This is a genomic window from Mesorhizobium sp. USDA 3734 (assembly GCF_056279665.1).
The window spans coordinates 7009475-7034408 of the sequence record NZ_JBWCCW010000001.1 but is presented as its reverse complement, the minus strand read 5'-3'; the positions used below and the strand labels follow the sequence as shown (position 1 = coordinate 7034408).

General features: G+C 64.8%; 21 protein-coding genes and 3 pseudogenes. 12 read left to right on the top strand and 12 right to left on the bottom strand.

From position 1 onward, the window contains the following. Positions 1 to 10 precede the first annotated feature (10 nt). Complete coding sequence (locus tag ACZ89F_RS33735; RefSeq protein WP_476096562.1) at positions 11 to 949, bottom strand: GntR family transcriptional regulator; 939 nt, start codon at positions 947 to 949, stop codon at positions 11 to 13. Between the two features lie 241 nt (positions 950 to 1190). Here ACZ89F_RS33735 and ACZ89F_RS33730 point away from each other — a divergent pair, with 241 nt between their 5' ends. The 9 genes and pseudogenes from ACZ89F_RS33730 to ACZ89F_RS33690 all read left to right on the top strand — a co-directional run bounded on the left by ACZ89F_RS33730 (position 1191) and on the right by ACZ89F_RS33690 (position 9230). Continuing rightward, positions 1191 to 2255 carry a polyamine ABC transporter substrate-binding protein gene (locus ACZ89F_RS33730; RefSeq protein ID WP_476096561.1) on the top strand — a complete coding sequence of 355 codons (1065 nt, stop codon included), beginning with the start codon at positions 1191 to 1193 and terminating at the stop codon, positions 2253 to 2255. Positions 2256 to 2353: 98 nt separating this feature from the next. After that, positions 2354 to 3196 carry an ABC transporter permease gene (locus tag ACZ89F_RS33725; protein ID WP_476097452.1) on the top strand — a complete coding sequence of 281 codons (843 nt, stop codon included), beginning with the start codon at positions 2354 to 2356 and terminating at the stop codon, positions 3194 to 3196. Next, a complete protein-coding gene (locus ACZ89F_RS33720) occupies positions 3189 to 3983 on the top strand; it encodes an ABC transporter permease (protein ID WP_476096560.1) in 795 nt (264 codons plus the stop codon). The genes ACZ89F_RS33725 and ACZ89F_RS33720 overlap by 8 nt, the downstream gene beginning before the upstream one ends. Further along, positions 3980 to 5053, top strand: a complete 1074-nt coding sequence (locus tag ACZ89F_RS33715) for an ABC transporter ATP-binding protein (protein WP_476096559.1) — start codon at positions 3980 to 3982, stop codon at positions 5051 to 5053. Before ACZ89F_RS33720 ends, ACZ89F_RS33715 begins: the two co-directional genes overlap by 4 nt. A gap of 13 nt (positions 5054 to 5066) precedes the next feature. Continuing rightward, complete coding sequence (locus tag ACZ89F_RS33710; RefSeq protein ID WP_476096558.1) at positions 5067 to 6341, top strand: glycosyltransferase; 1275 nt, start codon at positions 5067 to 5069, stop codon at positions 6339 to 6341. Positions 6342 to 6564: 223 nt separating this feature from the next. Next, entirely contained in the window at positions 6565 to 6915 is a 351-nt protein-coding gene (locus ACZ89F_RS33705; RefSeq protein ID WP_476096557.1) for a cupin domain-containing protein, read from the top strand. Positions 6916 to 6990: 75 nt separating this feature from the next. Then, on the top strand, positions 6991 to 7332 hold the full coding sequence (locus tag ACZ89F_RS33700; protein WP_476096556.1) for a cupin domain-containing protein: 342 nt from the start codon (positions 6991 to 6993) through the stop codon (positions 7330 to 7332). A 22-nt stretch (positions 7333 to 7354) separates the two neighbouring features. After that, positions 7355 to 7701 (top strand): annotated as a pseudogene (locus ACZ89F_RS33695) (cupin domain-containing protein). A 20-nt stretch (positions 7702 to 7721) separates the two neighbouring features. Next, the gene (locus ACZ89F_RS33690) at positions 7722 to 9230 is read left to right on the top strand and encodes an aldehyde dehydrogenase family protein (protein ID WP_476096555.1); all 1509 of its coding nucleotides are present in this window, start codon (positions 7722 to 7724) and stop codon (positions 9228 to 9230) included. A 34-nt stretch (positions 9231 to 9264) separates the two neighbouring features. Here the strand turns inward: ACZ89F_RS33690 and bla are convergent, their stop codons facing one another. After that, a complete protein-coding gene (gene bla, locus ACZ89F_RS33685; protein WP_476096554.1) occupies positions 9265 to 10158 on the bottom strand; it encodes a class A beta-lactamase in 894 nt (297 codons plus the stop codon). A 104-nt stretch (positions 10159 to 10262) separates the two neighbouring features. Here bla and ACZ89F_RS33680 point away from each other — a divergent pair, with 104 nt between their 5' ends. Then, positions 10263 to 11159, top strand: coding sequence for a LysR family transcriptional regulator (locus ACZ89F_RS33680; RefSeq protein ID WP_476096553.1), 897 nt, complete (start codon positions 10263 to 10265; stop codon positions 11157 to 11159). Between the two features lie 70 nt (positions 11160 to 11229). Here ACZ89F_RS33680 and ACZ89F_RS33675 read toward each other — a convergent pair whose 3' ends face one another. Continuing rightward, the gene (locus ACZ89F_RS33675; RefSeq protein ID WP_476096552.1) at positions 11230 to 11961 is read right to left on the bottom strand and encodes a hypothetical protein; all 732 of its coding nucleotides are present in this window, start codon (positions 11959 to 11961) and stop codon (positions 11230 to 11232) included. Positions 11962 to 12244: 283 nt separating this feature from the next. Then, a pseudogene (locus ACZ89F_RS33670) lies at positions 12245 to 12349 on the bottom strand (SDR family oxidoreductase); the annotation flags it as partial. 25 nt (positions 12350 to 12374) lie between these two features. Between ACZ89F_RS33670 and ACZ89F_RS33665 the strand changes: the two are divergent. Next, positions 12375 to 12488: a LuxR C-terminal-related transcriptional regulator gene (locus ACZ89F_RS33665; protein WP_476096551.1), complete on the top strand. Its 114-nt coding sequence runs from the start codon at positions 12375 to 12377 to the stop codon at positions 12486 to 12488. 3 nt (positions 12489 to 12491) lie between these two features. Here ACZ89F_RS33665 and ACZ89F_RS33660 read toward each other — a convergent pair whose 3' ends face one another. The 8 genes and pseudogenes from ACZ89F_RS33660 to ACZ89F_RS33625 form a co-directional block, all read right to left on the bottom strand. Continuing rightward, positions 12492 to 14558, bottom strand: coding sequence for a 3-hydroxyacyl-CoA dehydrogenase NAD-binding domain-containing protein (locus ACZ89F_RS33660; protein WP_476096550.1), 2067 nt, complete (start codon positions 14556 to 14558; stop codon positions 12492 to 12494). A gap of 136 nt (positions 14559 to 14694) precedes the next feature. Further along, positions 14695 to 15643: pseudogene (locus ACZ89F_RS33655) on the bottom strand (ABC transporter permease). Positions 15644 to 15646: 3 nt separating this feature from the next. Beyond that, positions 15647 to 16627, bottom strand: coding sequence for an ABC transporter permease (locus ACZ89F_RS33650; RefSeq protein WP_476096549.1), 981 nt, complete (start codon positions 16625 to 16627; stop codon positions 15647 to 15649). A gap of 1 nt (position 16628) precedes the next feature. After that, positions 16629 to 18098 (bottom strand): ATP-binding cassette domain-containing protein, encoded by a 1470-nt coding sequence (locus tag ACZ89F_RS33645; RefSeq protein WP_476096548.1) that lies wholly within the window; start codon positions 18096 to 18098, stop codon positions 16629 to 16631. A 49-nt stretch (positions 18099 to 18147) separates the two neighbouring features. Continuing rightward, positions 18148 to 19161, bottom strand: coding sequence for an ABC transporter substrate-binding protein (locus ACZ89F_RS33640; RefSeq protein WP_136618037.1), 1014 nt, complete (start codon positions 19159 to 19161; stop codon positions 18148 to 18150). 94 nt (positions 19162 to 19255) lie between these two features. Continuing rightward, positions 19256 to 20146: an SMP-30/gluconolactonase/LRE family protein gene (locus ACZ89F_RS33635; RefSeq protein WP_476096547.1), complete on the bottom strand. Its 891-nt coding sequence runs from the start codon at positions 20144 to 20146 to the stop codon at positions 19256 to 19258. A 161-nt stretch (positions 20147 to 20307) separates the two neighbouring features. After that, on the bottom strand, positions 20308 to 21042 hold the full coding sequence (locus ACZ89F_RS33630) for a response regulator (protein WP_476096546.1): 735 nt from the start codon (positions 21040 to 21042) through the stop codon (positions 20308 to 20310). Then, the gene (locus ACZ89F_RS33625; protein ID WP_476096545.1) at positions 21042 to 22328 is read right to left on the bottom strand and encodes a sensor histidine kinase; all 1287 of its coding nucleotides are present in this window, start codon (positions 22326 to 22328) and stop codon (positions 21042 to 21044) included. The genes ACZ89F_RS33630 and ACZ89F_RS33625 overlap by 1 nt, the downstream gene beginning before the upstream one ends. A 155-nt stretch (positions 22329 to 22483) precedes the next feature. Here ACZ89F_RS33625 and ACZ89F_RS33620 point away from each other — a divergent pair, with 155 nt between their 5' ends. Then, positions 22484 to 24919 carry a glucan 1,4-alpha-glucosidase gene (locus ACZ89F_RS33620; protein WP_476096544.1) on the top strand — a complete coding sequence of 812 codons (2436 nt, stop codon included), beginning with the start codon at positions 22484 to 22486 and terminating at the stop codon, positions 24917 to 24919. Positions 24920 to 24934: the final 15 nt, after the last annotated feature.

Here is a 24934-nt window from a genome sequence, read left to right as displayed (position 1 = left end):
TTATTCCTCGTCATTCCGGCCGGCTGATCATGCCGAACAGGGCGGGCGCCCCGCGACTGGCCGCTTGCGGTCGCTGGTTGCGGGAGAGCCGCAGGTGGATGCGAAGCAGATCGGCCGCCACCTCATACTGCCGGCTTTCAAGATGGTCGAGTATAACAAGGTGTTCGCGCAGCGATTGCCGCAGCCGGAAGACGTTGACGCCGGCATAGATGCCGGGCAATCGGCGCAGCCTGAGGTGATCGGCCAGTGCGTCGGCAACGAAGCGGTTGGCGCAGCCTTCGGCGAGCATGCCGTGAAAATCGATGTCCAGCCGCTGGAACTCGCGTGTGTCGAACGCGGCGTCCGGCAGCGCCACAAGCGCTTCCATGCCCTGGCGCAATGTCGCCGCCCGTGCGCCGTCCAGCCGGAAGCCCGGCGTCAGGATGGCCGCGGGCTCCAGCAGCAAGCGGAACTCGTAGCTGTCGCCTTGCGCCTCCGGATCATCGGGCGTGCGCCGAAACAGCCAGGACTGGCCAGGCGCACGGTCCAGTAAATTCTCTTCGGTCAGTTTGTTGAGCGCTTTTAGTACCGTCTTGCGCTCGGCACTGTAGCGCCGCATCAGCCCTGCAACCGTCACTGTCTGGTCCAGCCGCCGCGCCGACCGGTCGCGCAGGATCGCTTCGGCCAGTTCGTCCTCCTCGGCAGCGGGCAATTCTGTCGCGACCGAAGCCTGCGCGGTGAGGTCGATTGCCAAATGATAACCGGAATCCGCCTCCCAGCGTACAACGCCCCGCTCCGCGAGCAGGCCGAGCGCCGCCCGCACCGGGGTGCGTGAGACGTTGCATAGCGAGGCGATCTGCTGCTCCGGCAAGCGTGCGCCGGGCTCAAAACCGCGCTGCCGCGCCACATCCAGGATGCGCTGCGCCAGATCGAGATGGTTGGTGCGAGGTCGTCGGGCTACGGCTTGCATATGACTGGTCTCGTGGAAAACGACATGACCGCCTTGATTTGACCGATCGCCCGCACGGACGCAATCGGCCAGATTCCACGGTCGCCTGACAAATTATGGATTGACGTACTTTTTTCTGCAATAGTACTGTCCGGACAATCGGCGAGAAAAAGACCGAGGGAACAGGATCGAGGCAGCGGCAAGGTCGCAGGCGTTGGTCCGGCGAATGAAATTCGACGATCAACCGGAATGGGAGTCTGTCATGACCGCTACCAGCCTGCGGCGCCGTGCGCTGAAAACATCTTCGATCGCACTTGGCCTGGCCCTGGCGCTGTCCGCGCCGGCGATGGCTGCCGACCTCGTCATTTCCAACTGGGACGGTTACATGGCATCAGACGCCATGGCCGCCTTCAAGACCGCAACCGGCGTTTCGGGCGAAGTGGTGGTGCACGCCACCAATGAAGAAATCATGGGCAAGCTCATCGCCGCCGGCGGCAAGGGCTATGACGTGGTCTTCGTCTCCTCGCCCTTCGCCGAAGTGCTGAACAAGCTCGGCCTGACCGAGCAGATCGACCACACCAAGATCCCGAACCTTGCCAACCTCTATCCCGAGGCAACCAAGCTGCCGCACGATGTCGGCAACGCTTTTTCGGTGCCTTACACCTGGGGCACCACCGGCCTCTGCTATCGCTCGGACCTGGTCAAGACAGCGCCGACCAGTTGGAGCGATCTGCTCAGCCCCTCCGACGAGCTCAAGGGCAAGACCACCATGCTGGCGACCGACCGCTGGCTGCTGGCCGCCGGCCAGCTCGACAAGGGCTATTCGGTCAACGAAACCGACCCGGCCAAGATGGCCGAGGTCAAGGACCTGCTGATCTCGGCCAAGAAAACCTTGCTCGCCTATGACGACACCACCTTCTATTCGAAGCTGGTGTCGGGCGAGGCGCTGATGGTGCAGGCCTGGGACGGCTGGTGCAATTACGGCATCGCCGACAAGCCAGAGATCAAGTACGTCATTCCCAAGGAAGGCTCGGACCTGTGGGTCGACACGATGGTGGTGATGAAGGCCTCCGCCAACAAGGACGCCGCCTTCCAGTTCATCAACTTCATGCTCGACGCCAAGAACCATGCCTGGGCGGCGCAGAACATCGACTACAAGGTGCCGAACAAGCCGGCGATGGAAAGTCTGCCCGCCGATTTCCTGGCAAAATTCCCCAACATGGCGATGCCGGTGGCCGACCTTGTCAAGTTCGAGCAGCTGCGTGACGTCGGCGACGCCCAGCGCGACTATTCGAAGATCGTCAGCGAGATCAAGGCCGCGCAGTAGGCGGCGTCAATCTGAGATCACGGCCGGTGGCGCTTCTGCCGCCGGCCCTGAGCGGTATCCGAAAATTGTCCCAGACCCGACTTCGTTCCTCCCTGCTGATGGCCCCGGCGCTGGTCTGGCTGACTGCGTTGATGGTGGTGCCGTGCGCGCTGGTGCTGGCGCTCGCCTTCTTCCGGCGCGGCATCTATGGCGGCATCGACTACACCTTCACGCTGGAGAATTTCGGCCTCGCCTTCGACCCGCTCTATGCCGGCATCTTCCTCAACTCGGCGCGCATCGCCGGCACCGCCACCCTGATCGCGGTGGTGATCGGCTATGCTGCCGCCTATGCCATCGCGGCGGCACCGCGCCGATGGCAGCCGGTGTTCCTGTTCTTCGCCGTGCTGCCCTTCTGGTCCAACTATCTGATCCGCACCTATGCCTGGATCGTGCTGCTCAACCGCGAAGGCCTGATCACCCAGCTGCTGCGCTGGTTCGGCTATACCGGCGAGCCGCCGTCGATGCTCTACACGGAAGGCGCCGTCATCGCCGGCCTCGTCTACAACTACCTGCCCTTCGTCATCCTCGCCTGCTACGCGCCATTGTCGCGCCTCAACCCGGAACTTGCGGAGGCCTCGCGTGACCTCGGCGCCTCGGCAACGACCACCTTTCGCCGTGTCATCCTGCCGCTGACCGTGCCCGGCATCGCTGCCGGCGCGGTGTTTGTCTTCGTGCTGTCGATAGGCAATTTCGTCACGCCGGCCCTGCTCGGCGGCGGCCGTTTCCAGATGATCGGCAACCTCGTCTACGACCAGTTCCTCACCGCCAATGACTGGCCTTTCGGGGCGGCACTCGCCATGGCGCTGATCGCCATCATGCTTCTGGTGCTGATGGCGCAGGCGCTGGCCGCCAGTCGCGCCTCGGGCCCCACCGCGCAAGCCGGCGGAGACAGCGATGGCTGAGCGCTCCCCCGCAACGCGCCGCACGCTCTGGGTCGTGCTCAGCCTGGTCTTCGCCTTCCTCTACATCCCGATCGCCGTGCTGGTGGCACTGTCCTTCAACGAAGGCGGGCTGCCCACGGCATGGTCCGGCTTTTCGCTGAAATGGTATGTCTCTCTGGCCTCGAACAGCGCCATTCTCTCCGCGGCCCTCAACACGCTGATCGTGGCGCTGGTCTCGACGGCCATCGCGACCTTGCTCGGCACGCTGCTGGCGATCGGCGTCGAGATGCGCCGGCAATATGGCAAGGGCCTCGAAGCGCTGATCTTCGCGCCGATGATCATTCCCGACATCGTGCTGGCGATCGCGCTGCTCTCGTTCTTCTCCATGCTCAACCTGACCATGGGGCTGCACACCATCATCCTTGCCCATGTCGTCTTCAATCTCGCCTTCGTCTGCTCGGTGGTGCGTGCCCGGCTGAAGAGCTTCGACTGGTCGATCGTCGAGGCGTCGGCCGATCTTGGTGCTTCCGCCGTCACCACCTTCCGGCGGGTGACATTGCCGGTCATCGCGCCGGCGGTCATCGCCGGCGCGCTGCTTGCCTTCACGCTCTCGGTCGACGAGTTCATCATCGCATTCTTCACCGCCGGTGCCGGCCGCGCCTCGACCACGCTGCCGATGCAGATCTACGCCATGATCCGCTTCGGCATCACGCCGGAGATCAATGCGCTGGCGACCATCGTCATGGCGGTCTCGATCACCGCGTTGACCCTGTCGCAGCGGCTCAACCGTGGGATCATAGGCCAATGAGCGAACCGCGCACGCTGCTGGCCATCGATCATGTGTCGAAGACATTCGGCCGGGTGACGGCTGTCGACGGCGTCTCGCTCGACATAAGGGAGAACGAGTTCTTCGCGCTGCTCGGACCGTCCGGCTGCGGCAAGACCACGCTGCTGCGCATGCTGGCCGGTTTCGAGACGCCGAATGACGGGCGCATCCTGCTCGACGGACGCGATATTGCCAAAACGCCGCCCAACAAGCGGCCGGTCAACCTGATGTTCCAGTCCTACGCGCTGTTTCCGCATATGACCGTCAGGGCCAACGTGTCCTATGGCCTGGAGATGGAACGTTTGCCGGCGTCAGAAATCCGCTCCCGTGTCGATGCCATCCTGGCAACCACCGAACTCGTCCCCCTCGCCGACCGCAAGCCGGAACAATTGTCGGGCGGCCAGAAGCAGCGCGTCGCGCTCGCCCGGGCGCTGGTCAAGCGGCCCCGGCTTCTGCTGCTCGACGAGCCGCTTGGTGCCCTCGACAAGAAGCTGCGCGGCGCCATGCAGCTGGAATTGAAGCGCCTGCAGCACGAGGTCGGCATCACCTTCGTCATCGTCACCCATGACCAGGAAGAGTCGCTCGTCATGGCCGACCGCATGGCAGTGCTGAAAGACGGCAAGTTGCTGCAGTGCGACACGCCGCATGCGATCTACGAGCACCCCGCCGACCGCTTCGTCGCCGACTTCATCGGCGTGATGAATTTCGTCCCGGGTAAGGCGTCAGCCGATGGCGTGATAGCGGCCAACGGCACGCGCATTGCCGGCAAGGTTCCCGCAGCGCTTTCGCCCGGTGCTTCCGCTGTCGCGTCGGTGCGGCCCGAGCGCATCCAGCTGTTCCCTTCAGCCGAGACCGCCAACCGCACCAACGGCACGGTCGAGGCACTGGCCTATCACGGGCTTGACCTGCAACTGCATGTGCGCACGCCCCTGTCGCCAAAGCCGTTCCTGGTGCGCGTCACCGCTGATGCCGCCGACCGCCGGCCGGTCGCGTCGGGCGACCAGGTCGAACTCGGCTGGGATGCCGCCGATGTCAGAATTTTCGCAGAATGACAGGAGAAGCCTGATGGCTCAGAAGACGATCGCGTTTTTTCCCGAAGCCGCCTACGGCCCGGCGCTCAATTCCGTCGGCATCGCCCAGGCGGTCGAGGCGCGCGGCCACAAAGCGGTGTTCCTGTCAGACCCCGGCTTCGTCGAGGTCTACAGGGGCTACGGTTTCGAGGCGCATCCGGTGAACCTCTCCGAGCCGATGCCGCCCGAGCAGATGGCGAAATTCTGGGAGGATTTCATCAACGGCCACATCCCGAACTTCCGCAAATCGCCCTACGACCAGGTCGACAATTATGTGAAGGATTGCTGGACGGCGATCGTCGACAGCGCCAAATGGGCGCAGAAGGATTTGCCGCGCGTCCTGGCCGCCATCGAGCCCGACGTCATCTGCGTCGACAATGTCATCCTCTTCCCCGCCATCAAGCAGTTCGGCAAGCCGTGGGTGCGCGTCATCTCCTGCTCGGAAAACGAGATCGAGGACGAGGACATCCCGCCGCATCTCTCCGGCTGCGGCGAGAACGACCATGCCGGACACCAGCGCTACCGCGACCACTTCAACGCCGTCATCAAGCCGATCCATGACGACTTCAACGGCTTTCTCACCGCCAACGGCGAGGCGCCCTATCCGATCGGCCAGTTCTTTGAGGCTTCGCCCTATTTGAACCTGCTGCTCTACCCCGAAGCGGCAAAGTTCAAGCGCCGCCACCCGCTCGACCCGGCCAGGTTTCAGTATCTCGAAGGCTGCGTGCGGCAGGAGAAACCTTACGCTGTACCGACCTTCGCGAAAAACAATGACGGGCCGCTGCTCTATGTCTCCTTCGGCAGCCTGGGCGCCGGCGATGTCGAGCTGTTGAAGCGCATCATCGCGACACTCGGCAAGACGCGCTACCGCGCGCTGGTCAATGTCGGCGGCTACAAGGACCAGTACACCGACGTGCCCGGCAATGTGATTGTCGAGAGCTGGTTCCCGCAGCCTTCGGTGATCCCGCAGGTCGACGCTGTCATCCACCATGGCGGCAACAACTCGTTCACCGAGTGCCTCTATTTCGGCAAGCCGGCGATCATCATGCCCTATGTCTGGGACGGCCACGACAACGCCACCCGCGTCGAGGAAACCGGCCACGGCTTCGGCATGCCGCGCTACGACTGGAATGATGCCGAACTGGTCGCCAAGATCGAGACCTGCCTGACCGATCCTAAGATGAAAGCGAAGCTGGCGAAGACATCGGCACAGATGCGCGCACAGAATGGGCCGGAGAAGGCTGCGGGTTTGTTGGAGGCGTTGCTGTGATTGAGATGTCGAGCCTGAGCACCCCCCTCTGGCCTGCCGGCCATCTCCCCCGCAAGGGGGGAGATTGGCAGCTTCGCCGCTGGTTCTCACTCAGCAATCTTGGTGATTGGCGAAAGCCGAGGCGACATCTGATCTCCCCCCTTGCGGGGGAGATGGCCGGCAGGCCAGAGGGGGGTGCTCAGGCTCGACATGTCATTAGGCATCGCAACACCGGACCATCCGCATGACCTCCTCCGCCCCGCACCTCCACCAAGCGTCCACCCGCGCCGACCTCGTCGACTGGGGCGCCCAGCCCGACGCATTGGAAGGCGCCGCGCATTCCACCGGCAGGCTCGTACACAAGGGACCAAACAACCAGCCGGAATCCGGCATCTGGGTGTGCACGCCGGGCCGCTGGCGCCTTAGCATTCCGCGCGACGAATTGTGCCATTTCGTCGCCGGCCGCGCGACCTACCGGTCGGATGTCGGTGAGGTGATAGAAATCTCCGCCGGGACCGTGGTCATGTTCCCCGCCGGCTGGACAGGCGAATGCACGGTGCAGGAAACCATGCGCAACGTCTACATGCTGGCCTGAAAGCATGATCCCGAAAAGTGGGAACCGGTTTTCGGACAAGATCATGCTCAAGCAAGGTATTCGGAGTTCGATGACATGCCGACACCGCATTGGCCGAAGGCCTCGAGCGTGGAACTGGAGGACTGGGGCGCGGGCAGCAACACGCTCGCCGGCTCACCACGTGCCTCGGGCAAGATCCTGTCGCAGAACCGTGACGGATCCAGTGAATGCGGCCTGTGGTCGTGCACGCCGGGCACGCGAAAAGTCACCTTTGCCGCGGACGAGTTCTGTCACTTCCTGTCGGGTCGCGGCAGCTACATCCACGACAACGGCGAACAGATCCCGGTCGAGGCCGGCACGATCGTGTTCTTTCCCGCCGGCTGGACCGGCATCTCCATCATCACGCAAACGCTGACCAAGGCCTTCATGTGCCGATGAGCACTTTTCAAGGAAATCGATAATGACCACACCCATCATGAAATCCCCGCTCGCTATTACCGACCTCGTCGACTGGGGTGTCATCCCGACAATGATCGAGGGCGAATCCCGCACCTCGGGCAAGCTGCTCTACAAAGGCCCGGAAGGCCGCTCCGAATGCGGACTTTGGGTTTGCACCCCAGGCAAATGGCACTGCCACGTCACCCGCGCGACGAGTTCTGCCACTTCCTCGAAGGACGCTGCACCTATGTGCATGAATCCGGCGAGGTGATCGAGATCGAGCCCGACACGGCGGCCTTCTTCCCGCAGGACTGGAAGGGCGTCTGCACCGTCCATGAGACGATCAAGAAGGTCTACATGATCCGCTGAGCGGATCCGAAAGGACGCCCATGGATTTCTCAGCTGACCGGCCCGTTTTCTTCGTCAATCCGGATTACCGGCCGATGACTGGCGCGAACAAACCGGTGATCGATCCGGCGACGCTCGAAACCGTCGGCACTATATCGGCCGCCACCGCCGGCGAGATCGACGCCGCGCTCGCCGCCGCGACCAAGGCGCAGACCGCCTGGAAAAAACTCGACGCCAAGAGCCGGGCAAAGCACCTGCATGCCGTCGCCAACGCCATCGAAGCGGCCGACTTCACCCGCTGCGCCGAGCTGATGGTGCGCGAGATGGGCAAGCCCTATCCCGAAGCGATCGGCGAGATCGCCAATTGCGCGCCGATCTTCCGCTACTATGCCGAGATGGCGCGTGACGACGCCGGCAAGATCGCCGGCACGACGCAGGCCGGTTCGTTCCAGTACGCCCGCTACGAACCCTACGGCGTCTCCGTGCACATCATGCCCTACAATTTCCCGATCCTGCTGATGTGCTGGACGGTCGCCGCATCGCTCGCCGCCGGCAATGCCTGCATCATCAAGCCGGCCGAGGCGACGACGCTGTCGACGCTGGACTACATGACCGTGTTCCGCTCGCTGCCGGAAGGGCTGGTCTCCTGCCTGCCGGGCGGTGCTGCTACCGCGCAGGCGCTGATCGCCTCCGATCGCACCCACGCCGTCGCCTTCACCGGCTCGGTCGCCGCCGGCAAGGCGGTGGCGGTGGCCTGCGCCGAACGCATGAAACCGTGCGTCATCGAGGCCGGCGGCAGCGATCCGCTGATCGTCAGCGAACACGCCCCGCTCGACATCGCGGCGGCCGGCAGTGTCACCGCCGCCTTCCACCTCACCGGCCAGGTCTGCACCTCGGCCGAGCGCTTCTTCGTCGTCGACTCGGTGCATGACCGCTTCGTCGAGCTGTTCGCCGAAAGGACGCGGGCGCTGCGCATCGGCAACGGCATGGACAAGACCGAGATCGGGCCGCTGGTCAACGAAGCCGCGCGGACCAAGGTCATGCGTCTCGTTGACGATGCCATCGCGCACGGCGCCAAGGCAGTCACCGGCGGACGCATCCCGCCGGCACACAACACCGGTTGGTTCTACGAACCGACGATCCTGACCGGCGTCACATCAGACATGGCGATCGTACGTGAAGAATGCTTTGGACCGGTCGCCGCCATCTGCCGGGTCAAGGATTTCGACGAGGCGATCCGGCTTGCCAATGACAGTCCGTTCGGGCTCGGCGCCTCCGTCTTCACCACCGATCTGGCCGAAGCGCATGAGGCGGCCGAACGGCTGGAGGCCGGCATGGTCTGGGTCAACAATCCGCTGATCGATAACGACGCCCTGCCCTTCGGCGGGTGGAAAGCCTCGGGCCTCGGCCGCGAACTCGGTCGCCAGGGGCTGGATGCCTTCCGCCGCTCGAAGATGGTGATCATCGACCACAAACCGATGATCCAGGACTGGTGGTACCCCTACCCAGACAGCTGGTTTCGCGAGACCGGCGGCCGCAAGCATGTCTGAGGGCGGCGGCGCGGCAACGCCGCGCCGACACGCTTTAAGCCTCGATCGCTTCCACCAAAGTCCGCGAGACGGAGGCAATGACGGCGTTGCGTTTGGCCAGGCTCTGTTTCGTGCCCGTCAGGTAAACCGACATCAAGATCGGATTGCCGGAGGGCGGCCAGATGACCGCCGCGTCATTGGTGCTGCCGCGCTCGCCGGTGCCGGTCTTGTCGCCGCATGTCCAGCCCTTCGGCAGTCCGGCCCGGATGCGTTCATCACCGGTCTTGTTGGCCACCAGCCAATCGACCAACTGCGCCCGGCTCTTGTCGGACAGGCTGTTGCCGAGCGCGAGACGCTCGTAATCTTCAGCCATCGCCAGCGGCGAGGTCGTGTCGCGCTCGTCGCCCGGCAGCGACTCGTTCAGCTCCGGCTCGATCCTGTCCAGCCTGCTCACACTGTCGCCGATCGAACGCAGATAGGCCGTCAGCTGCGGCGGGCCGCCAAAGGACTCCAGCAGCAGATTGGCCGCGCCATTGTCGCTGACCGTCACCGCGGCCTCGCAAAGCTGCGCCACCGTCATCTCGCCGCCCTCAAACTTCTTGGTCGTCGGCGAGTTGGCGATGACGGCGTTGTGCGGGATCTTGATGCTGCGCTCGAGCTGCTCGATGCCGCCATCGACCCGATGCAGGATGAGCGCCGCCGCCAGCGTCTTGAAGGTGCTGCACATCGGAAACAGCTCATCTTCGCGATAGCCGAATTGCGCGCTCGTTCCGGCGATCCGGCAGGCCACGCCAAGCCGGCCGCCGCTTTTCGCCTCGATCCGCCTTATTTTCGGCAAGACCCCATCAAATTTTGTCGGGCTCGTTGCCGCCTTCGTGATCGCGCCAAGGGTGACGGGGGAAGCCAAAACCACCGCGAGACCACTGATGAAACTGCGTCTGCTTGTCATGTCCACACTCTCTGTTGCCCCGCGCCGCAGAACTGGACCGGATCCGACGCCGCCGCAAACGAGTTAACATCGCCCCCACCACAAGAAAAACTAGGGCTGGACCCATGAAGCGATCGCACCTTCCGCTGAACGGCTTGCGCGCCTTCGAGGCCGCCGCGCGGCACCTTAGCTTCACCAGTGCCGGCCTCGAACTGCGCGTCACCCAGGCTGCCGTCAGCCATCAGGTCAAGGGGCTTGAAGAGCTGCTTGGCATCAGGCTGTTCCGCCGGCTGCCGCATGGGCTCGCTCTGAGCGAGGAGGGCGAGGCGCTGCTGCCGGTGTTGAGCGACGCCTTCAACAGGATCGGCGTCACGCTCGACCGCTTCGAGGGCGGCCGCTTCCACGACATCGTCACCGTCGGTGTCGTCGGCACCTTCGCCTCGGGCTGGCTGATCCCCAGATTGCCGCTGTTCCACCAGGCCTATCCGGACATCGAGCTGCGCATCTCGACCAACAACAACCGCGTCAATCTCGCCGCCGACGGCCTCGACTTCGCCATCCGCTTCGGCGACGGCTCCTGGCAGGGAACCGACAACACACCGCTGATGCCCGGCTCGTTCTCGCCGGCCTGCACCCCCGACATCGCGGCGCGCCTGCGCGACCCGTCGGATCTCGCGCGTGAAACCCTGTTATGCTCTTACCGGGAAGACGAATGGTTGCGCTGGTTCGAGGCGGCGGGGCGCCATTGCCCACCCATCAAGGGCATCGTTTTCGACTCGTCCGTCACCATGGCCAACGCCGCGGTCCAGGGTGCCGGCGTGGCGCTGCTGCCGGTTTCGATGTTCAGCCGTGAGCTTCGTTCCGCGGAGTTGGTGCAGCCTTTCAACGTCACTGTCGATGTCGGCCGCTACTGGCTCTCAGCGCGACGCAGGCGGCAGAACTCGCAGGCGATGACGACCTTTGCAGACTGGCTGACGACCGAGACGGCCGCTCTACAAAGCCAGCCCGACCAAGGCCGTTAAACAGCAATGCCGCCGGGCAAGACCCGGCGGCATCTTCTTGACTGGTCACTGCCGTTTCGGCGGCGATTCGTTACGGCGTCGTTTCCGTCTGCATCGTGGCGGCCGTCTGGTCGATCTTGTCGGCAAGGACGCCCTGGGCCCAGGCCGTGACCTCCGCGTCGACCGGCTTGTTGGCCATGTCCGTCAGCGCTGCGTTGAGCGATGCATCATCGGTGCCCTCCGCTGCCGCGGCAGCCGCATCGGTCTGGGTGGTGATCTCGGCCTCCAGATCCGCTATCTTCCCGGGCAGGGCCGCCTGATCTTCGGGCGACATCGCCGCAATCTCGTCAGGCGTCAGCGCCTTCAGCGCGCCCAACTGCGCGGTCAGTGCATCCAGTTGGTCCTGGGCGACCTTGGCTTTCGCGGACTGCGTCACGAATGCCTGGATGGCGGCGAACTTCTTGCTCTTCGAGTTCATGTAGGCGTTGATGTTGCGCTGCAGCGAGTTCAGCCGGCCAAGCTTGGCGTGGATGTTTTTCTCCTTGGGCACGGCCGAGACCTTTGTGGTCGTGTCAACCGTGGTGTCGTCCGCTTTGGCCTTGGCCGCCCGCCCCGGGGCCGACGACGACTTGCCATGCGAAGCGCTGCTCTTCCCATTGCCGCCTCCATGCCCATTGCCGCCGCCGTTGCCGCCCGCATTGCCACCGCCATTGCCGTGCCCGTTGCCGCCGCCGTGCCCGTTGCCGCCAGCCCCGGCGAGCGCCGGAGACGCCAGAAGCGCCAATGCGGCAAGCGCCGCGAACAGAGTTTTTCGGTTCGTCATGGTAACCTCCTCGGGGAATCGCCACCCTCGCCCGACCGCTAGGCGACCGTCGTATGAGAAATCGCTAATTGTACAGAGTAAACTTTAGACAAATGCCGTCTCACTACCCGAGCTGGCAACCAGCAGGGCCATAACCATCTGATATCAAATACAAATCGACGCTCGTGAACGGTCGTGGCACTGAAGTCCCATGTCGGTCAGACCATGGTCCTGCCTGCCGACCAGCGGCATGTTGACGGCCGTAGAATAGTGTATCGGAAAGGCCTCGACGGCCGACGCTGCCTCAGCCGATGCTTTCGCCCCCATCGATCACCAGCGCCTGGCCGGTCATGAAGGATGAGCGGTCGGAGACGAGGAACAGGATCGCTTCGGCGATCTCTTCCACGGAGTCGATCGCCAGGGCGATGCGCATCGTGCCGGGAACCGTGAAGGTCCATCGCCGCAACATCTACCGCAAGCTCAAGATCAAGTCGCAGGCCGGTCTGTTCGCACGCTTCGTCGAGATCATCGACGCGCGGATCCGGTAAGTCCTAACGCCCGGCTTCCCACGACCCGGTTTCGGCCATCCGCTTCAGCAATGGTGCCGGCTCGAACACACCCTTGCCCGTGCGTTGATGCCAGTGGTCGAGCCGCTCGATGATCTTGGCCGGACCTTCGAGGCCAGCCCAGAACATCGGCCCGCCCTTGCCCACGGGAAAGCCGTAGCCGTTGACCCAGACGACATCGATGTCGGACGCACGGGCCGCTATCCCTTCCTCCAGGATCTTCGCGCCCTCGTTGACCAGGGGATAGAGCGTGCGCTCGATGATTTCTTCCGCGCTGATCGCACGCGGTGCGATGCCCTTCTCGGCGGCCTTGTCGCGGATCAGCGCTTCAACCTCGGGATCCGGCACCGGTGTGCGCGCGCCAGCCTCGTAGAGATAGAAACCCCGGCCGGTCTTCTGGCCGAAACGTCCTTGCTCGCACAGCGTGTCGGCGATCACGGCTGTCTGGCCGCGTGCCTTGCGGTTGCGCCAGCCAATGTCGAGACCGGCGAGATCGCCCATCTGGAACGGCCCCATCGGCCAGCCGAAATCGGTGAAGGCCTGGTCGATCTGGCGCGGGGTGGCGCCTTCCAGCAGAAGCGCTTCCGATTCCGAGCCGCGCGCGGCCAGCATGCGGTTGCCGACGAAGCCATGGCAGACGCCGACGACAACGGCCACCTTGCCGATCCGCCGCGCCAGGTCGACAACAGTCGCCAGCGCATCGGGCGCGGTCTTGTCGGCCCGCACGATCTCCAGCAGCTTCATGACATTGGCCGGTGAGAAGAAATGCAGGCCGAGCACATCCTGCGGCCGTGAGGTCGAGGCGGCGATCTCGTTGATGTCGAGATAGGAGGTGTTGGTGGCCAGGATCGCACCCGGCTTGGCCACCGCTTCGAGCTTGCCGAAAACCTCCTTCTTGACCGCCATGTCCTCGAACACCGCCTCGACGATCAGGTCGCAATCGGCGAGATCGGCAAAGTCGGTGGAGCCTTTGAACTGGGCGAGGCGCTCGCGCTTGGCGTCTTCGCTTAGCGAACCGCGCGTGACGGACACCGAGTAGTTCTTGTCGATGGTCGCCAGCCCGCGCTGCAATGCCTCATGGCTGGTTTCCAGCAAGGTCACGGGATAGCCGCCATTGGCGAAGGCCATGGCGATGCCGCCGCCCATCGTGCCGGCGCCGATGACGCCGACGCGGGCGATCCTGCGCTTGACGATATCCTTTCCCGGAATCTTTGCCGCCTCACGTTCGGCGAAGAACAGGTGACGTTGCGCCCGCGACTGGTCGCTGGCAACGAGCTTGACGAACAGCGCGCGCTCCGCCGCCAGCGCCTCGTCAAACGGCAGCGTCACGGCATTGCGCACCGATTGCGCACAGGCGATCGGCGCTTCGAGGTCGCGCGCTTTCCTGGCCAGGTCCGCTGCCTCGGCGTCGAAGGCCGCGAGGTCGGTCTCCTTGAGCCCTTCATTGCGATCACGCACCGGCGTGAAGGGACCACCCTTGCGGGCTATTTCCCTGGCGAAGTTCACGGCATGCGTGGTCAGATCGCCTTCGAAGACGGCATCGACCAGACCGGCTTCATGCGCCTCGGTCGCCGCGATCGGCCCACCCGAAACGATCATCTTCAAAGCCTTCACCGCGCCGACAAGGCGCGGCAACCGCACCGTGCCACCGCCGCCCGGCAACAGGCCGAGCTTCACCTCCGGCAGGCCGAGCTTGGCGCCGGCGTCGGCAACGCGGAAATGGCAACCCAGCGCCAGCTCCAGCCCGCCCCCGAGCGCGGTACCGTGGATGGCGGCCACCGTTGGCTTGGCGATGGTTTCCAGTGTCGCCACGATGGCGCGCAGCTCGGGCTGCTGCAGCGGCTTGCCGAATTCGGTGATGTCGGCGCCGGCAACAAAGGTCCGGCCCGCGCAAGCAATGACGATGGCCGCGACCGACGCATCATCCCGCAGCTCAACCAGCGCCTGCATCAGCGGTTCGCGGACATGAAAGCTCAGCGCGTTGACCGGCGGATTGTCGATGGTGACGATGGCGACGTCGTCGTCGCGGTGGATCCTGAGGAAATCGGACACGCAAACCTCCCAGCACTATTCAGCGGCCGTGCCGCGCGAACGGGATTTACAGCGCCATGACGCCGATGGGAACCGGATGCCGACCTAGCACAACAATTACAGGCCTTGAAAGTGCCTGGGATGACGAAGATGGGGGCTAGCGCAGCGCCTTCTGCCCGCCCGCCGCCGTGATCACCCCGACGATGATCAGCCCCGTCAGCAGCAACCGCACGCCGGCACTGACGCCGAACGTGTTGAGCATGGTCAAAAGCAGCACCAGGAACAGCGCCGCACCCCACACGCCGGGCACATTGGCCTTGCCGCCGGCCACCGACGTGCCGCCGATAACGACGACGGCGATCGAGGCGAGCAGATACTCATTGCCGATATCGACATTGGCGCCGCGGAAATAACCGGCGAGCAGCGCGCCGTCGATGCCGCCGAGCGCGCCCGACAGCGTGTAGGTGAGGAAGCGGATGCGGCCGACATTGACGCCGGCGAGCCCACGCCGCGCGGATATTCTGGCCGATCGCCAGCACCGAGCGGCCATAGATCATGCGCTGCAGGGCGATGGCCGCGCCGATGGTGAACAGCACTGTAAGGATCGCCAGCACAGGAATGCCCAGGACCTGCCAGTTGGCGAAATCGGCGAAGCCCGGCGGCGGCTTGATCTGCAGTCCGCGGCCATAGCTGATGTCGATCGACTGGATGATGAAGCTGGCCGAAAGCGTGGCGATGATCGGTGGAATGCGCAGCGCCCAGATCAGCAAATAGTTGGCGGCGCCGATCGCCGCACCGCAGGCGAGCGCCGCCAGCAACCCGACCGCGATCATCGAATCGTTGCCGTCCATCACCTTCATCGCGACGGCGCTGGCAAGGCCGATATTGGCCGGCAGCGACAGGTCGACATTGCCCGGCCCGAGCGTGATGACGAACATCTGGCCGACGCCGACAATGACCGTGAACACCGCCAGCGACAGGGCGGCGGTCACCATGCCGCCGGCGCCATAGCCGCCGGTGAAGGCGATCGTCGCCAGCCAGACCAGCAGGGCGCCGAGAAACGACCAGATCCAGGGTTTGGCCAGCAGCGATTTCACCGATGTCATCGCTCACCTCTCCTTGCGGCTGATCAACACCCGCGCCGCCAGCACGATGATCAGGATGGCGCCGTTGGCGGCCACCTGCCAGTCGGGTGGAATGTGCATGAAGGTGAGCAGCGGCGAGGCGGCGAGCGCCAGCGTCAGCGCACCGATCACCGCGCCGATCGGCGACACCCGGCCGCCGACGAACTCGCCGCCGCCGAGGATGACGCCGGCGATCGCCAGCAGCGTATAGCCATTGCCGATATTGGCGTCTGCCGAGGTGGTGATGCCGATCAGCGCCATGCCGGACAGCACGCCGAACAGGCCGGCAAGCGCAAACAGTACGATCTTGGTCTTGAGCAGCGACCAGCCGGCGCGGCCGAGTGCCGCCGGATTGCCACCGGAGCCGCGCAGGATCACCCCATAGGAGGTGCGCATCAGGCCGAAGTGGACGATGAGGCCGATCAGCAGCGCGGCGATGATCGGGAACGGAATGAAAGGCGGCTTGAACGCCATCAACCCAAGCAGCCAGTCCGGCGCCTTGCCACCGGGTTTGGGCAAGACGAGAATCGCGAGCCCTTGCCAGACGAAGCTCATGCCGAGCGTCACCACGATCGATGGCAAATTTCGAAGATAGATCAGCGCGCCGAGCAGCGCATAGATGCCGATCGACCCGAGCAGGATGACAACGCCGATGAGCGGCGCATCCTTCAGCCAGGTCGCGGTGACACAGCCAACGAAGCCGACGAAAGTTCCTATCGACAGGTCGAGCTCGTTGCCAGCGATGACGAACATCTGCGCGATCGTCGCCAGCGCGATCGGAATCGCCAAATTGAGCATCAGGCTGAAACCGAAATAGCTGATGGCGCGCGGATTGAGCCAGGCGATGGCGAGCAGCACCAGCGCCAGCGACAGCGCCGGCAGCAGCCCGCGCAACAGACGGGCACGGGCCAGCGCGCCACGCTCGGCGGAAGTCCTGGCAGCGGTGTCGAGGCTGGCGGCCGTCATCTCAGGCCGCATCGCCGAACGAAGACTGGATGATCTTCTCTTCGGTCAACTCGTCGCGGCGCAGATTGGCGACGATGCGGCCGTTCTTGAAGACATAGATGTGGTCGCAATTGTCGAGTTCTTCGGTTTCCGTGGTGTACCAGAGGAAGGTGCGGCCGCGGCCGGCCTCTTCGCGCACCAGGTCATAGACCTCCAGCTTGGTGCCGATATCGACGCCGCGCATCGGGTCGTCCATCAGCACGATCTGCGCGTCCGAGCCGAGCGCACGCGCAAACAGCGCCTTCTGCTGGTTGCCGCCCGACAGCGAAAAGATGTTGTTGTTCATGTCAGGCGTGCGGATGCCGATCTTCTTCTGCCAAAATGCAGCAAGCTCGGCCTCGCGCTGCTGCGAGATCAACAGCCCGTTGCGCAGGCGCGCCAGCGAGCGGATGCCGATATTCTGCGCGATCGACCATTGCGGAAAAATGCCGTCCGACTGACGGTCACCCGCGACCAGCGCCACCGGCGCGGTCACCTCGATACCCGTCCGGGCGCGCGATGCCGCGGCAAAGATCGCCAGCAGCAGGTCGGTCTGGCCATGGCCCGCCAGCCCGGCAAGGCCGATGATCTCGCCGGCGCAGGCGACGAGATCGGTGCCGTCCTTCTGCGCCGCGGGCTGCGCCCGAACCCGCAGCGGACTGGCGCCTGGCTTGGCGGCAGCGATTTCAGCGGCGATCTTCCGGCGCGCTTCCGCGCCGCCCATCGCCGTTACCAGCCGGTCGCGGTCGAAGGCAGCAGCGGCGTCGGCGACGACCACCTTGCCGTCGCGCATCACCACGATCCGGTCGGCGTTCCGCAGCACCTCGCCCAGCACATGCGAGATCAGGATGCAGCTTTTGCCGCCGGCAACGAAGCGGCGCACGAAGGCCAGCAGCTGGCCGGCCGTGTGCGCGTCCAGCGACGATGTCGGCTCGTCGAGGATGACGAGGTCGAGACGATCCTGGGTGACGGTGAAGGCGCGTGCCACTTCCACCATCTGGCGCCGGCCGATCGACAGGTCGCCGACAATGTCCGACGCCGAGATGCTGTGACCCGGAAAGATCTCGTCGAGCTTGGCGGCGATCAGATCGCCCGCCTTGCGCCGCCAGCCTAAGCCGCGCAGCGAAGCGTGGTTGATGCGCGTGTTCTCGGCAACGCTGAGATTGGGGCACAGCGACAATTCCTGGAACACGCAACGTATGCCGAGCTGCTGCGCCCGCGATACCGAGTAGTTGTCCTCGATGCTGCCATGCACGCCGATCGTGCCGCTGTCGGGCGTCAAGGTGCCCGCCACCATATGCATCAGCGTTGACTTGCCGGCGCCGTTGTGGCCGACGAGACCGACGCATTCGCCGCGCCCGACATGAAAATCCACGCCGCCCAGTGCGCGAACGGCGCCGAAATGCTTTTCGGCGCCGCTCAGTCTGATGATGTCAGCGTTCCCTTCAGGCATGCTCAACGATATCCGCTCGGCGATACGGACGGCAACGCTGCCGTGATGCTCACTTGATGTTGGCTTTGATGGCCGCGATCGCGTCTTCCTGCGTGTATTCGTGGCTGGCGACGCCGCCCTTGACGATCTTCGGCAGCTCGGCCTCGAAATCGTCCTGGGTGAAGGCCAGATACGGCACCAACAGATCGTGCGGAATGTCGGTGCGGCCGTCGAGCACCTGCTGCGCCACCCAGAAGGCGAGCGACGACACGCCAGGCGCGATCGAGGCCGACCAGGTCTGGTAGCCGTCCTTGTCCTTCTGTTCCTTCCACCACTGCAACTCGTCCTGGCGGTTGCCCATGATGATGGTCGGGCGTGGTTTGCCGGCGGCGGCGAAGGCCTGTGCCGCGCCATAGCCGTCACCGCCCTGGTCGACGATGCCGACGATATCGGGCAGCGACGGCAGGATGGTCGCCACCGCCTTTTGTGCCGTCGTCTGGTCCCAGTCGCCGGTCACCGAACCGACGATCTTGAACTCGGGATGGGCGGCCACACCTTCGAGGATGCCGGCGTGGATGGCGTCGTCGATCGAGGTGCCGGCAAGGCCACGGATTTCAAGTAGATTGCCGCCCTTGGGCTGGAATTTGGCCATCTGCTCGACTTCCTGCTTACCCATGTCCTTGAAGTCGACGACGACGCGGTAGGCGCAGGGTTCGGTCACCGTGCCGTCGAAGGAGACGACGGTGATGCCGGCGTCGCAGGCCTGCTTGATGGCGCCGTTCAGCGCGTCCGGCGAGGCGGCGTTGATGACGATCGCGTCATAGCCCTGCAGGATCAGGTTCTGCACCTGCGCCGCCTGCGTCGGCACCTCCTTGTCGGCGGTGGTGAAGATGTCGGCCGCGCCGACGATCTTGTCGGCGACCGCCTTCTTGGTGACGATGCCATAGCTGTCGAGCATCGCCTGCCGCCATGAATTGCCGGCATAGTTGTTGGAAAAGGCGATCTTCTTGCCACTGGTGTCGGCAAGCGCCGTGCCCGAGGCGAGCATCGCCGCCAGGGCGCCCAAGACGAACAGTTTCTTCATGTCGTAATCCTCCCAGATGTTGACTGCTGCACTTCCCGCCGGCTTTGACCCCGGCCTCACTCCCAATCTGATTTGAGCACGGATCGTCGCGGGCTCAAAACAGTCTCAATCCCGGCACGCGCACCCGGAGCCGGTACAGCGACGTCGACGCCGCGATGTAGAGGCTCTGGAGGTCGTCGTCGCCGAAGGTGAAATTCGCGCAATTTTCCGGTGTCGGGATGACGCCAAGGATGGCGCCTGACGCATCGAAGACATGGATGCCGCCGGGGCCGGTGCAATAAAGATTGCCGCGGCTGTCGATCTTCATGCCGTCAGGCGCTCCCGGCCCCTCGCCCTCGGTCACAGCCCAGACGGCGCCGCCATTGAGGTCGCCATTCGCTTCCACGCCGAACACCCTGATGTGTCCGCGTTCGGTATCGTTGATGAACAGCCGCGACTCGTCCAGCGAAAAGCAAAGCCCGTTCGGCTGGACGAAATCGTCGGCCAGCAAAGTCAGCCGGGCGCCGTTGCCATCAATGCGGTAGACGCCCTGGAACGGCAATTCCTGTGGCCGTGGCACGCCATAGAATTCCACCCGACCATAGCCGGGATCGGTGAAGTAGATCGATCCGCCGGTGGCAATGACGATATCATTCGGGCTGTTGAGCTGCTTGCCCTGATGGTGCGTCGCAAGCACCGTCACGCCGCCATTGGGCTCGGCGCGGGTCACCCGGCTCGTCGCGTGCTCGCAGGTGACCAGCCGCCCGTGGCGGTCCAGCGTGTTGCCATTGGCCTTGTGGCTCGGCTCGCGGAACAGCTCGATCTCGCCATCGGCATTGCGGCGATACATGCGGCTTTCCGGAATGTCGGAGAAAACCAGCCACTTCTCATAGGGGTGCCAGACCGGCCCTTCGAGGAAGCTGAAGCCGCTCGCCAGCGTCTCGATGGTCGCATCGCCGACGACGTCGTCCAGGCCGGAATGGCGGGCGCGCGCCGACGCCGACATCACCGGCTCCCGGCGGCGCGAATCCGCATGGTGGCGAATGGCATGAACGCTTCCCCGATATATCTTCTTGTTGGGGTCGAGCGTAGTTGCGGCGCCGCCGAGGCGATACGGGTCAAAGCGCAAGGCCGACTGTGCGTTTGCACAGTCGCAAGCGGCGGCAATCAGTGGCCCGGCGGCGCCTGTGCCAGCCAGGCATCGAGCCGGTCCTGCTCGCGGCGCAGCGCGTCGATGTTGATCAGGCCGCGCGCCATGGCGAGATAGATCGCCCGCGTCCGCGAGTTGAACACGGACGCATCGCTGGCGCCGTCCTCCGCCGGCACGATGCCGAGCTTGTCGTAGACATGCTTGATGCGGCTCTGCGCGCCACGGATCGACAGGCCGCGGCGTGCCGCGATCGCCCGGTCGGTCAGGCCGAGCGCGATGTCGATCAGGCTTTCATATTCGCCGTCGGTGATGCCCTCGAACTTGTCCTGCACGCGGTGCTGGATGCCGCGTATCTCGCGGTCGATGATGCAGTGGCCGTCGCGGAAAACGCCGCGCAGAGCGGACCGCATGCCCTCCTCCGTCGCCGATTTGAGCACATAGCCATAGACCGAACCGGGCGGCACGATGCGTGCCACGCCGCGCACATAGGCCTCGTCGGCGAAGTTCGACCAGAACAGGATGTGAGTGCCGGCGCGGCGGTTCCAGATCGCCCTGGCAACCTCGATCCCGGTCGCCTTCGGCATCTGCAGGTCAAGCACCACATGCGGCGGCTCCCGCTCGGCCGCCAGGTTGATGGCGTCCTCGCCGTCGCTTGCTTCGATCACCTCGACGTCGCCGGGCCACAATTGCTCTACGGTCCGGCGCGCGAAGGTGCGGTGCAACCCATCGTTCTCGGCGATCATCACAAGCATCACATGGCCTCCGATACGGCGAACTCGCCGGCCGCTGTTGCAGCCGCCGCAGCCGGCAATTCCCGCGACGGCTGGCGGTCGATCTCGACGACAACACGGGTGCCGCCGCTCTTGCGTCCGGCCGGGCCGATGCGCAACCGCGCGCCGATAAGGGCGGCGCGCGTGTGCATATGGCCAATGCCGCCATGCGCCGCCGGGTCGACAGCGCCGCATCCCTGGCCGTCATCGGTGACGATCACCCGCAGCACGCTTGCGGTCGACGCCAGCAGCACGTCGATGCTGCGCGGCGCGGCGTGGCGAACGGCATTGTTGATGGCTTCCTGCACGATCCGGTAGAGGGCGGTCCGCACTGGCTCGGACAGGCTGTCGGCACCGCCGTCGCTGGTGTCGGCGATGCGCACGGCGATCGGCGGCTTGGCTCTGGCAACGCTGCGGTTGAGATGCGCCTCGACGGCGTCGCGCAGGCCGAACAGTTCGAGCACGCTCGGACGCATGTCGTCGACGATATGGCGCAGTTCCGTCAGGCAACCGGCGACCTCCTGCTCGAGATCGGCAAGCTGCGCCGCCCGCGCCACGCCCTGGCCGCGCAGGGCCGAAAGCTGGCGCGCAATGCGGGCGAGATCGGCAAGCGTCTGGTCGTGCAGGTCCATGGCCATGCGCCGGCGTTCGCGCTCCATGCCTTCGGTCAGTTGCGAGGCGCCGACCCGCAGCAGTTCGACGCGATTGCGCGCCTCGCTCTCGGCCAGCATGGCGCGGCGCGCCTCCTCGGTCTGGATCAGCGCGAAGATGTAGGGTGCGATCAGATCGGCGCATTGCTGGGCGACCGCGACATCGGCAAGCGTGTAACAGTCGACCTCGTGCCGGCTGATGTTGAGAGCGCCGATGATGCCGCCGCGTGCCCTGAGCGGCACGACAATGCGGCTGCGCAGTCGGGCGGCGAAGATCGGCCCGTCGATGGCGGTGGCGAAATGGAAGCGCTCGTCGCTCAACGCGTCGTCGGCGAGCAGATAGGGTACTTCGCCCCACAGCACCGAGCGGATCGGGCTGACTTCGGTCGGCAGCGGATGCTGGGCAAGCTCGCTCCAGCTGGTGTGAAAGCCGGCTTCATAACAGGCGTGCCGGCGGCCATCATGCGACAGCACCGCCAGATCCATGTGGTCGTGCGGAATGAGCGAGCCGATCTCGATGGCTGTCGCGCGGAACGCCGTGCCGGGATCGATATGGCCGGCAAGCGCCCGCGAGATCGCCAGCAGCCGGTCGATCAGGACCAGGGACACTTCCGGCATTGGCTTTCACGATCCTCCCGTGCCGGGAAATAGTGGACGCATGCCAGCGCCGCTGTCAACGACGCGCCAATGGCGGTGTCCGATCAACTTGCGGTGCAATGATTGAAAAGGCTTCGCGTCCTGGTCTAGGGAGGGGGCCAGGAGACCGAAACTCAATGCCAGTGACGCCAACCGTTGCTCCGGGCGCCCCGGGAATTCCGGCCCGCTGGACGTCGAGCGCCAAGAGCGGCGTCGGAACGTCGCTTTCGCCAGCCGGCCAGATCTGGTTCACGATCAGCCACGGCATCCTCAACGAAATCTACTATCCGCGCGTCGACAGCGCCTGCACGCGCGACCTCGGCCTGATCGTCACCGGCCCCGACGGCTATTTTTCGGAAGAGAAGCGCGATGCCGCGCACGCCATCGAACCGTTCGAGGACGGCGTACCTGCCTACAGGCTGGTCAACACGGCGAGCGACGGCGCCTGGCGGATCGAAAAGCGCATCCTTGCCGATCCGGCCCGCCCCACCCTGCTGCAGGAGATCACCTTCACGGCACTGAAGGGCGCTGCCAGCGACTACCGCGTCTATGCGCTTCTGGCGCCGCATCTGGTCAATGCCGGCATGGGCAACACCGCCTGGGTCGGCGACCACAAGGGAAAGCCCGTGCTGTTTGCCTCGGGGCGCGGCACCTGCCTGGCGCTGGCCTCGTCGCTGCCCTGGAAAACCAGCTCGGCCGGCTATGTCGGCTTTTCCGACGGCTGGCAGCAATTGCACAGCACCGGCGAACTCGATCCCTCTTCCCAATGGGCCGCGGACGGCAATGTCGCGCTGACAGGCGAGATCGGCTTTTCCGCCGCAAAGACCAAGGCCGTGCTGGCGCTGGGGTTTGGCGCAACGCCCGACGAGGCGGCTGAAAATGCCATCGCCAGTCTGAAACGAGGCTTTGAACCCGCTGCGAAATCCTACCTCCAGAAGTGGCGCAAGTGGCAAAGGGCCCTGCTGCCGCTGGACCGCGATGGCGTATCCGGGATCAACTTCTATCGCGTCTCGACCGCGGTTCTGGCGACGCACCGGTCGATCATCGTGCCGGGCGCGGCGGTCGCCAGCCTGTCCATTCCGTGGGGCTTCAACAAGGGTGACGACGACCTCGGCGGCTACCATCTGGTCTGGCCGCGCGATCTGGTCGAGACGGCTGGCGGCTTTCTCGCTGCCGGCGACGCCGCCTCGGCATTGCAAATCCTCGGCTATCTCAGCTCCATCCAGCAGCCGGACGGTCACTGGCCGCAGAACGCCTGGCTCGACGGATCGGCCTATTGGCCCGGCATCCAGATGGACGAATGCGCCTTTCCGCTGCTGCTGGCCGACGCCTTGCACCGCGCGGGACATCTGTCGCGCTCAAAGCTCGCAGCCTTCCTGCCGATGATCGAGCGCGCCGCCGGCTATGTCGTGCGTAACGGACCGGTCACCGGCGAAGACCGCTGGGAAGAGGATGCCGGCTACAGCCCGTTCACGCTTGCGGTCGAGATCGCGGCACTGCTTGCCGCGGCAGACCTGCTCGACGCCTGCGGCAAGGACGATGCCGCGACCTATCTGCGCGAAACCGCCGATGGCTGGAACGACCAGGTCGAGCGCTGGACCTATGTCACCGGCACGGCGATCTGCAGGCAAGCTGACGTTGACGGCTATTACGTGCGCATTGCGCCGCCCGACAGCGCCGAGGCCGGTTCGCCAAAGGACGGCTATGTCCCGATCAAGAACCGGCCGCCCGGCGACAGCGACCGGCCCGCCGAGGAAATCGTCAGCCCGGACGCACTGGCGCTGGTGCGCTTTGGCCTGCGGGCGGCCGATGACCCGCGCATCGTCGACACCGTCAGGGTCATCGATGCGCAATTGCGTTGCGCGTTGCCGCAAGGGCCGCTCTGGTACCGCTACAATGGCGACGGCTATGGCGAGCATGAAGACGGCGCACCCTTCGATGGAACCGGCCAGGGCCGCCCCTGGCCGTTGCTGGCTGGCGAACGCGCTCACTATGAACTGGCGGCAGGGCGCAAGGACGAGGCGACCAGCCTGTTGGCGACGCTTGAAAGGTCCGCTGGACCGGGCGGCCTGTTGCCGGAGCAGGTCTGGGACGGCGCCGACCTGACTGAGCGCGAACTGCTGCATGGCCGCCCCTCGGGCAGCGCCATGCCTTTGGTCTGGGCGCATTCGGAGCATATCAAGCTGTTGCGCTCGCTGCGCGACGGTGGTGCGGTCTTCGACATGCCGCCGCAAGGCGTCAAGCGCTATATCGAGGACAAGACCGTATCGCCGTTCAGGACATGGCGGTTCAACAACAAGATCCGCACCATGCCGGCGGGCAAAACGCTTCGCATCGAGCTGTTGGACCCGGCAATTGTTCACTGGAGCACCGACAACTGGGCGAGCGCCCACGACAGCCAGACAGCAGAGAACGCTCTCGGCATCCATCTTGCCGATCTGCCCGTCGCTGGCCTCCCCAAGGGAAGCACTCTGATCTTCACTTTTTTCTGGCCCGCAACCGGCGATTGGGAGAATGTCGACTTCTCCGTCATGTCAGGCGAGCAGGATAGCCAGCTGATCCTTTCTCGATAAACCCCGTAAATCTTT

Bases quoted from the DNA above. Each gene is read 5' to 3' on its own strand.
- ACZ89F_RS33735 (WP_476096562.1), bottom strand. From the start codon at position 949: ATGCAAGCCGTAGCCCGACGACCTCGCACCAACCATCTCGATCTGGCG.
- ACZ89F_RS33730 (WP_476096561.1), top strand. From the start codon at position 1,191: ATGACCGCTACCAGCCTGCGGCGCCGTGCGCTGAAAACATCTTCGATC.
- ACZ89F_RS33725 (WP_476097452.1), top strand. From the start codon at position 2,354: ATGGCCCCGGCGCTGGTCTGGCTGACTGCGTTGATGGTGGTGCCGTGC.
- ACZ89F_RS33720 (WP_476096560.1), top strand. From the start codon at position 3,189: ATGGCTGAGCGCTCCCCCGCAACGCGCCGCACGCTCTGGGTCGTGCTC.
- ACZ89F_RS33715 (WP_476096559.1), top strand. From the start codon at position 3,980: ATGAGCGAACCGCGCACGCTGCTGGCCATCGATCATGTGTCGAAGACA.
- ACZ89F_RS33710 (WP_476096558.1), top strand. From the start codon at position 5,067: ATGGCTCAGAAGACGATCGCGTTTTTTCCCGAAGCCGCCTACGGCCCG.
- ACZ89F_RS33705 (WP_476096557.1), top strand. From the start codon at position 6,565: ATGACCTCCTCCGCCCCGCACCTCCACCAAGCGTCCACCCGCGCCGAC.
- ACZ89F_RS33700 (WP_476096556.1), top strand. From the start codon at position 6,991: ATGCCGACACCGCATTGGCCGAAGGCCTCGAGCGTGGAACTGGAGGAC.
- ACZ89F_RS33690 (WP_476096555.1), top strand. From the start codon at position 7,722: ATGGATTTCTCAGCTGACCGGCCCGTTTTCTTCGTCAATCCGGATTAC.
- bla (WP_476096554.1), bottom strand. From the start codon at position 10,158: ATGACAAGCAGACGCAGTTTCATCAGTGGTCTCGCGGTGGTTTTGGCT.
- ACZ89F_RS33680 (WP_476096553.1), top strand. From the start codon at position 10,263: ATGAAGCGATCGCACCTTCCGCTGAACGGCTTGCGCGCCTTCGAGGCC.
- ACZ89F_RS33675 (WP_476096552.1), bottom strand. From the start codon at position 11,961: ATGACGAACCGAAAAACTCTGTTCGCGGCGCTTGCCGCATTGGCGCTT.
- ACZ89F_RS33650 (WP_476096549.1), bottom strand. From the start codon at position 16,627: ATGACGGCCGCCAGCCTCGACACCGCTGCCAGGACTTCCGCCGAGCGT.
- ACZ89F_RS33645 (WP_476096548.1), bottom strand. From the start codon at position 18,098: ATGCCTGAAGGGAACGCTGACATCATCAGACTGAGCGGCGCCGAAAAG.
- ACZ89F_RS33640 (WP_136618037.1), bottom strand. From the start codon at position 19,161: ATGAAGAAACTGTTCGTCTTGGGCGCCCTGGCGGCGATGCTCGCCTCG.
- ACZ89F_RS33635 (WP_476096547.1), bottom strand. From the start codon at position 20,146: ATGTCGGCGTCGGCGCGCGCCCGCCATTCCGGCCTGGACGACGTCGTC.
- ACZ89F_RS33630 (WP_476096546.1), bottom strand. From the start codon at position 21,042: ATGCTTGTGATGATCGCCGAGAACGATGGGTTGCACCGCACCTTCGCG.
- ACZ89F_RS33625 (WP_476096545.1), bottom strand. From the start codon at position 22,328: ATGCCGGAAGTGTCCCTGGTCCTGATCGACCGGCTGCTGGCGATCTCG.
- ACZ89F_RS33620 (WP_476096544.1), top strand. From the start codon at position 22,484: ATGCCAGTGACGCCAACCGTTGCTCCGGGCGCCCCGGGAATTCCGGCC.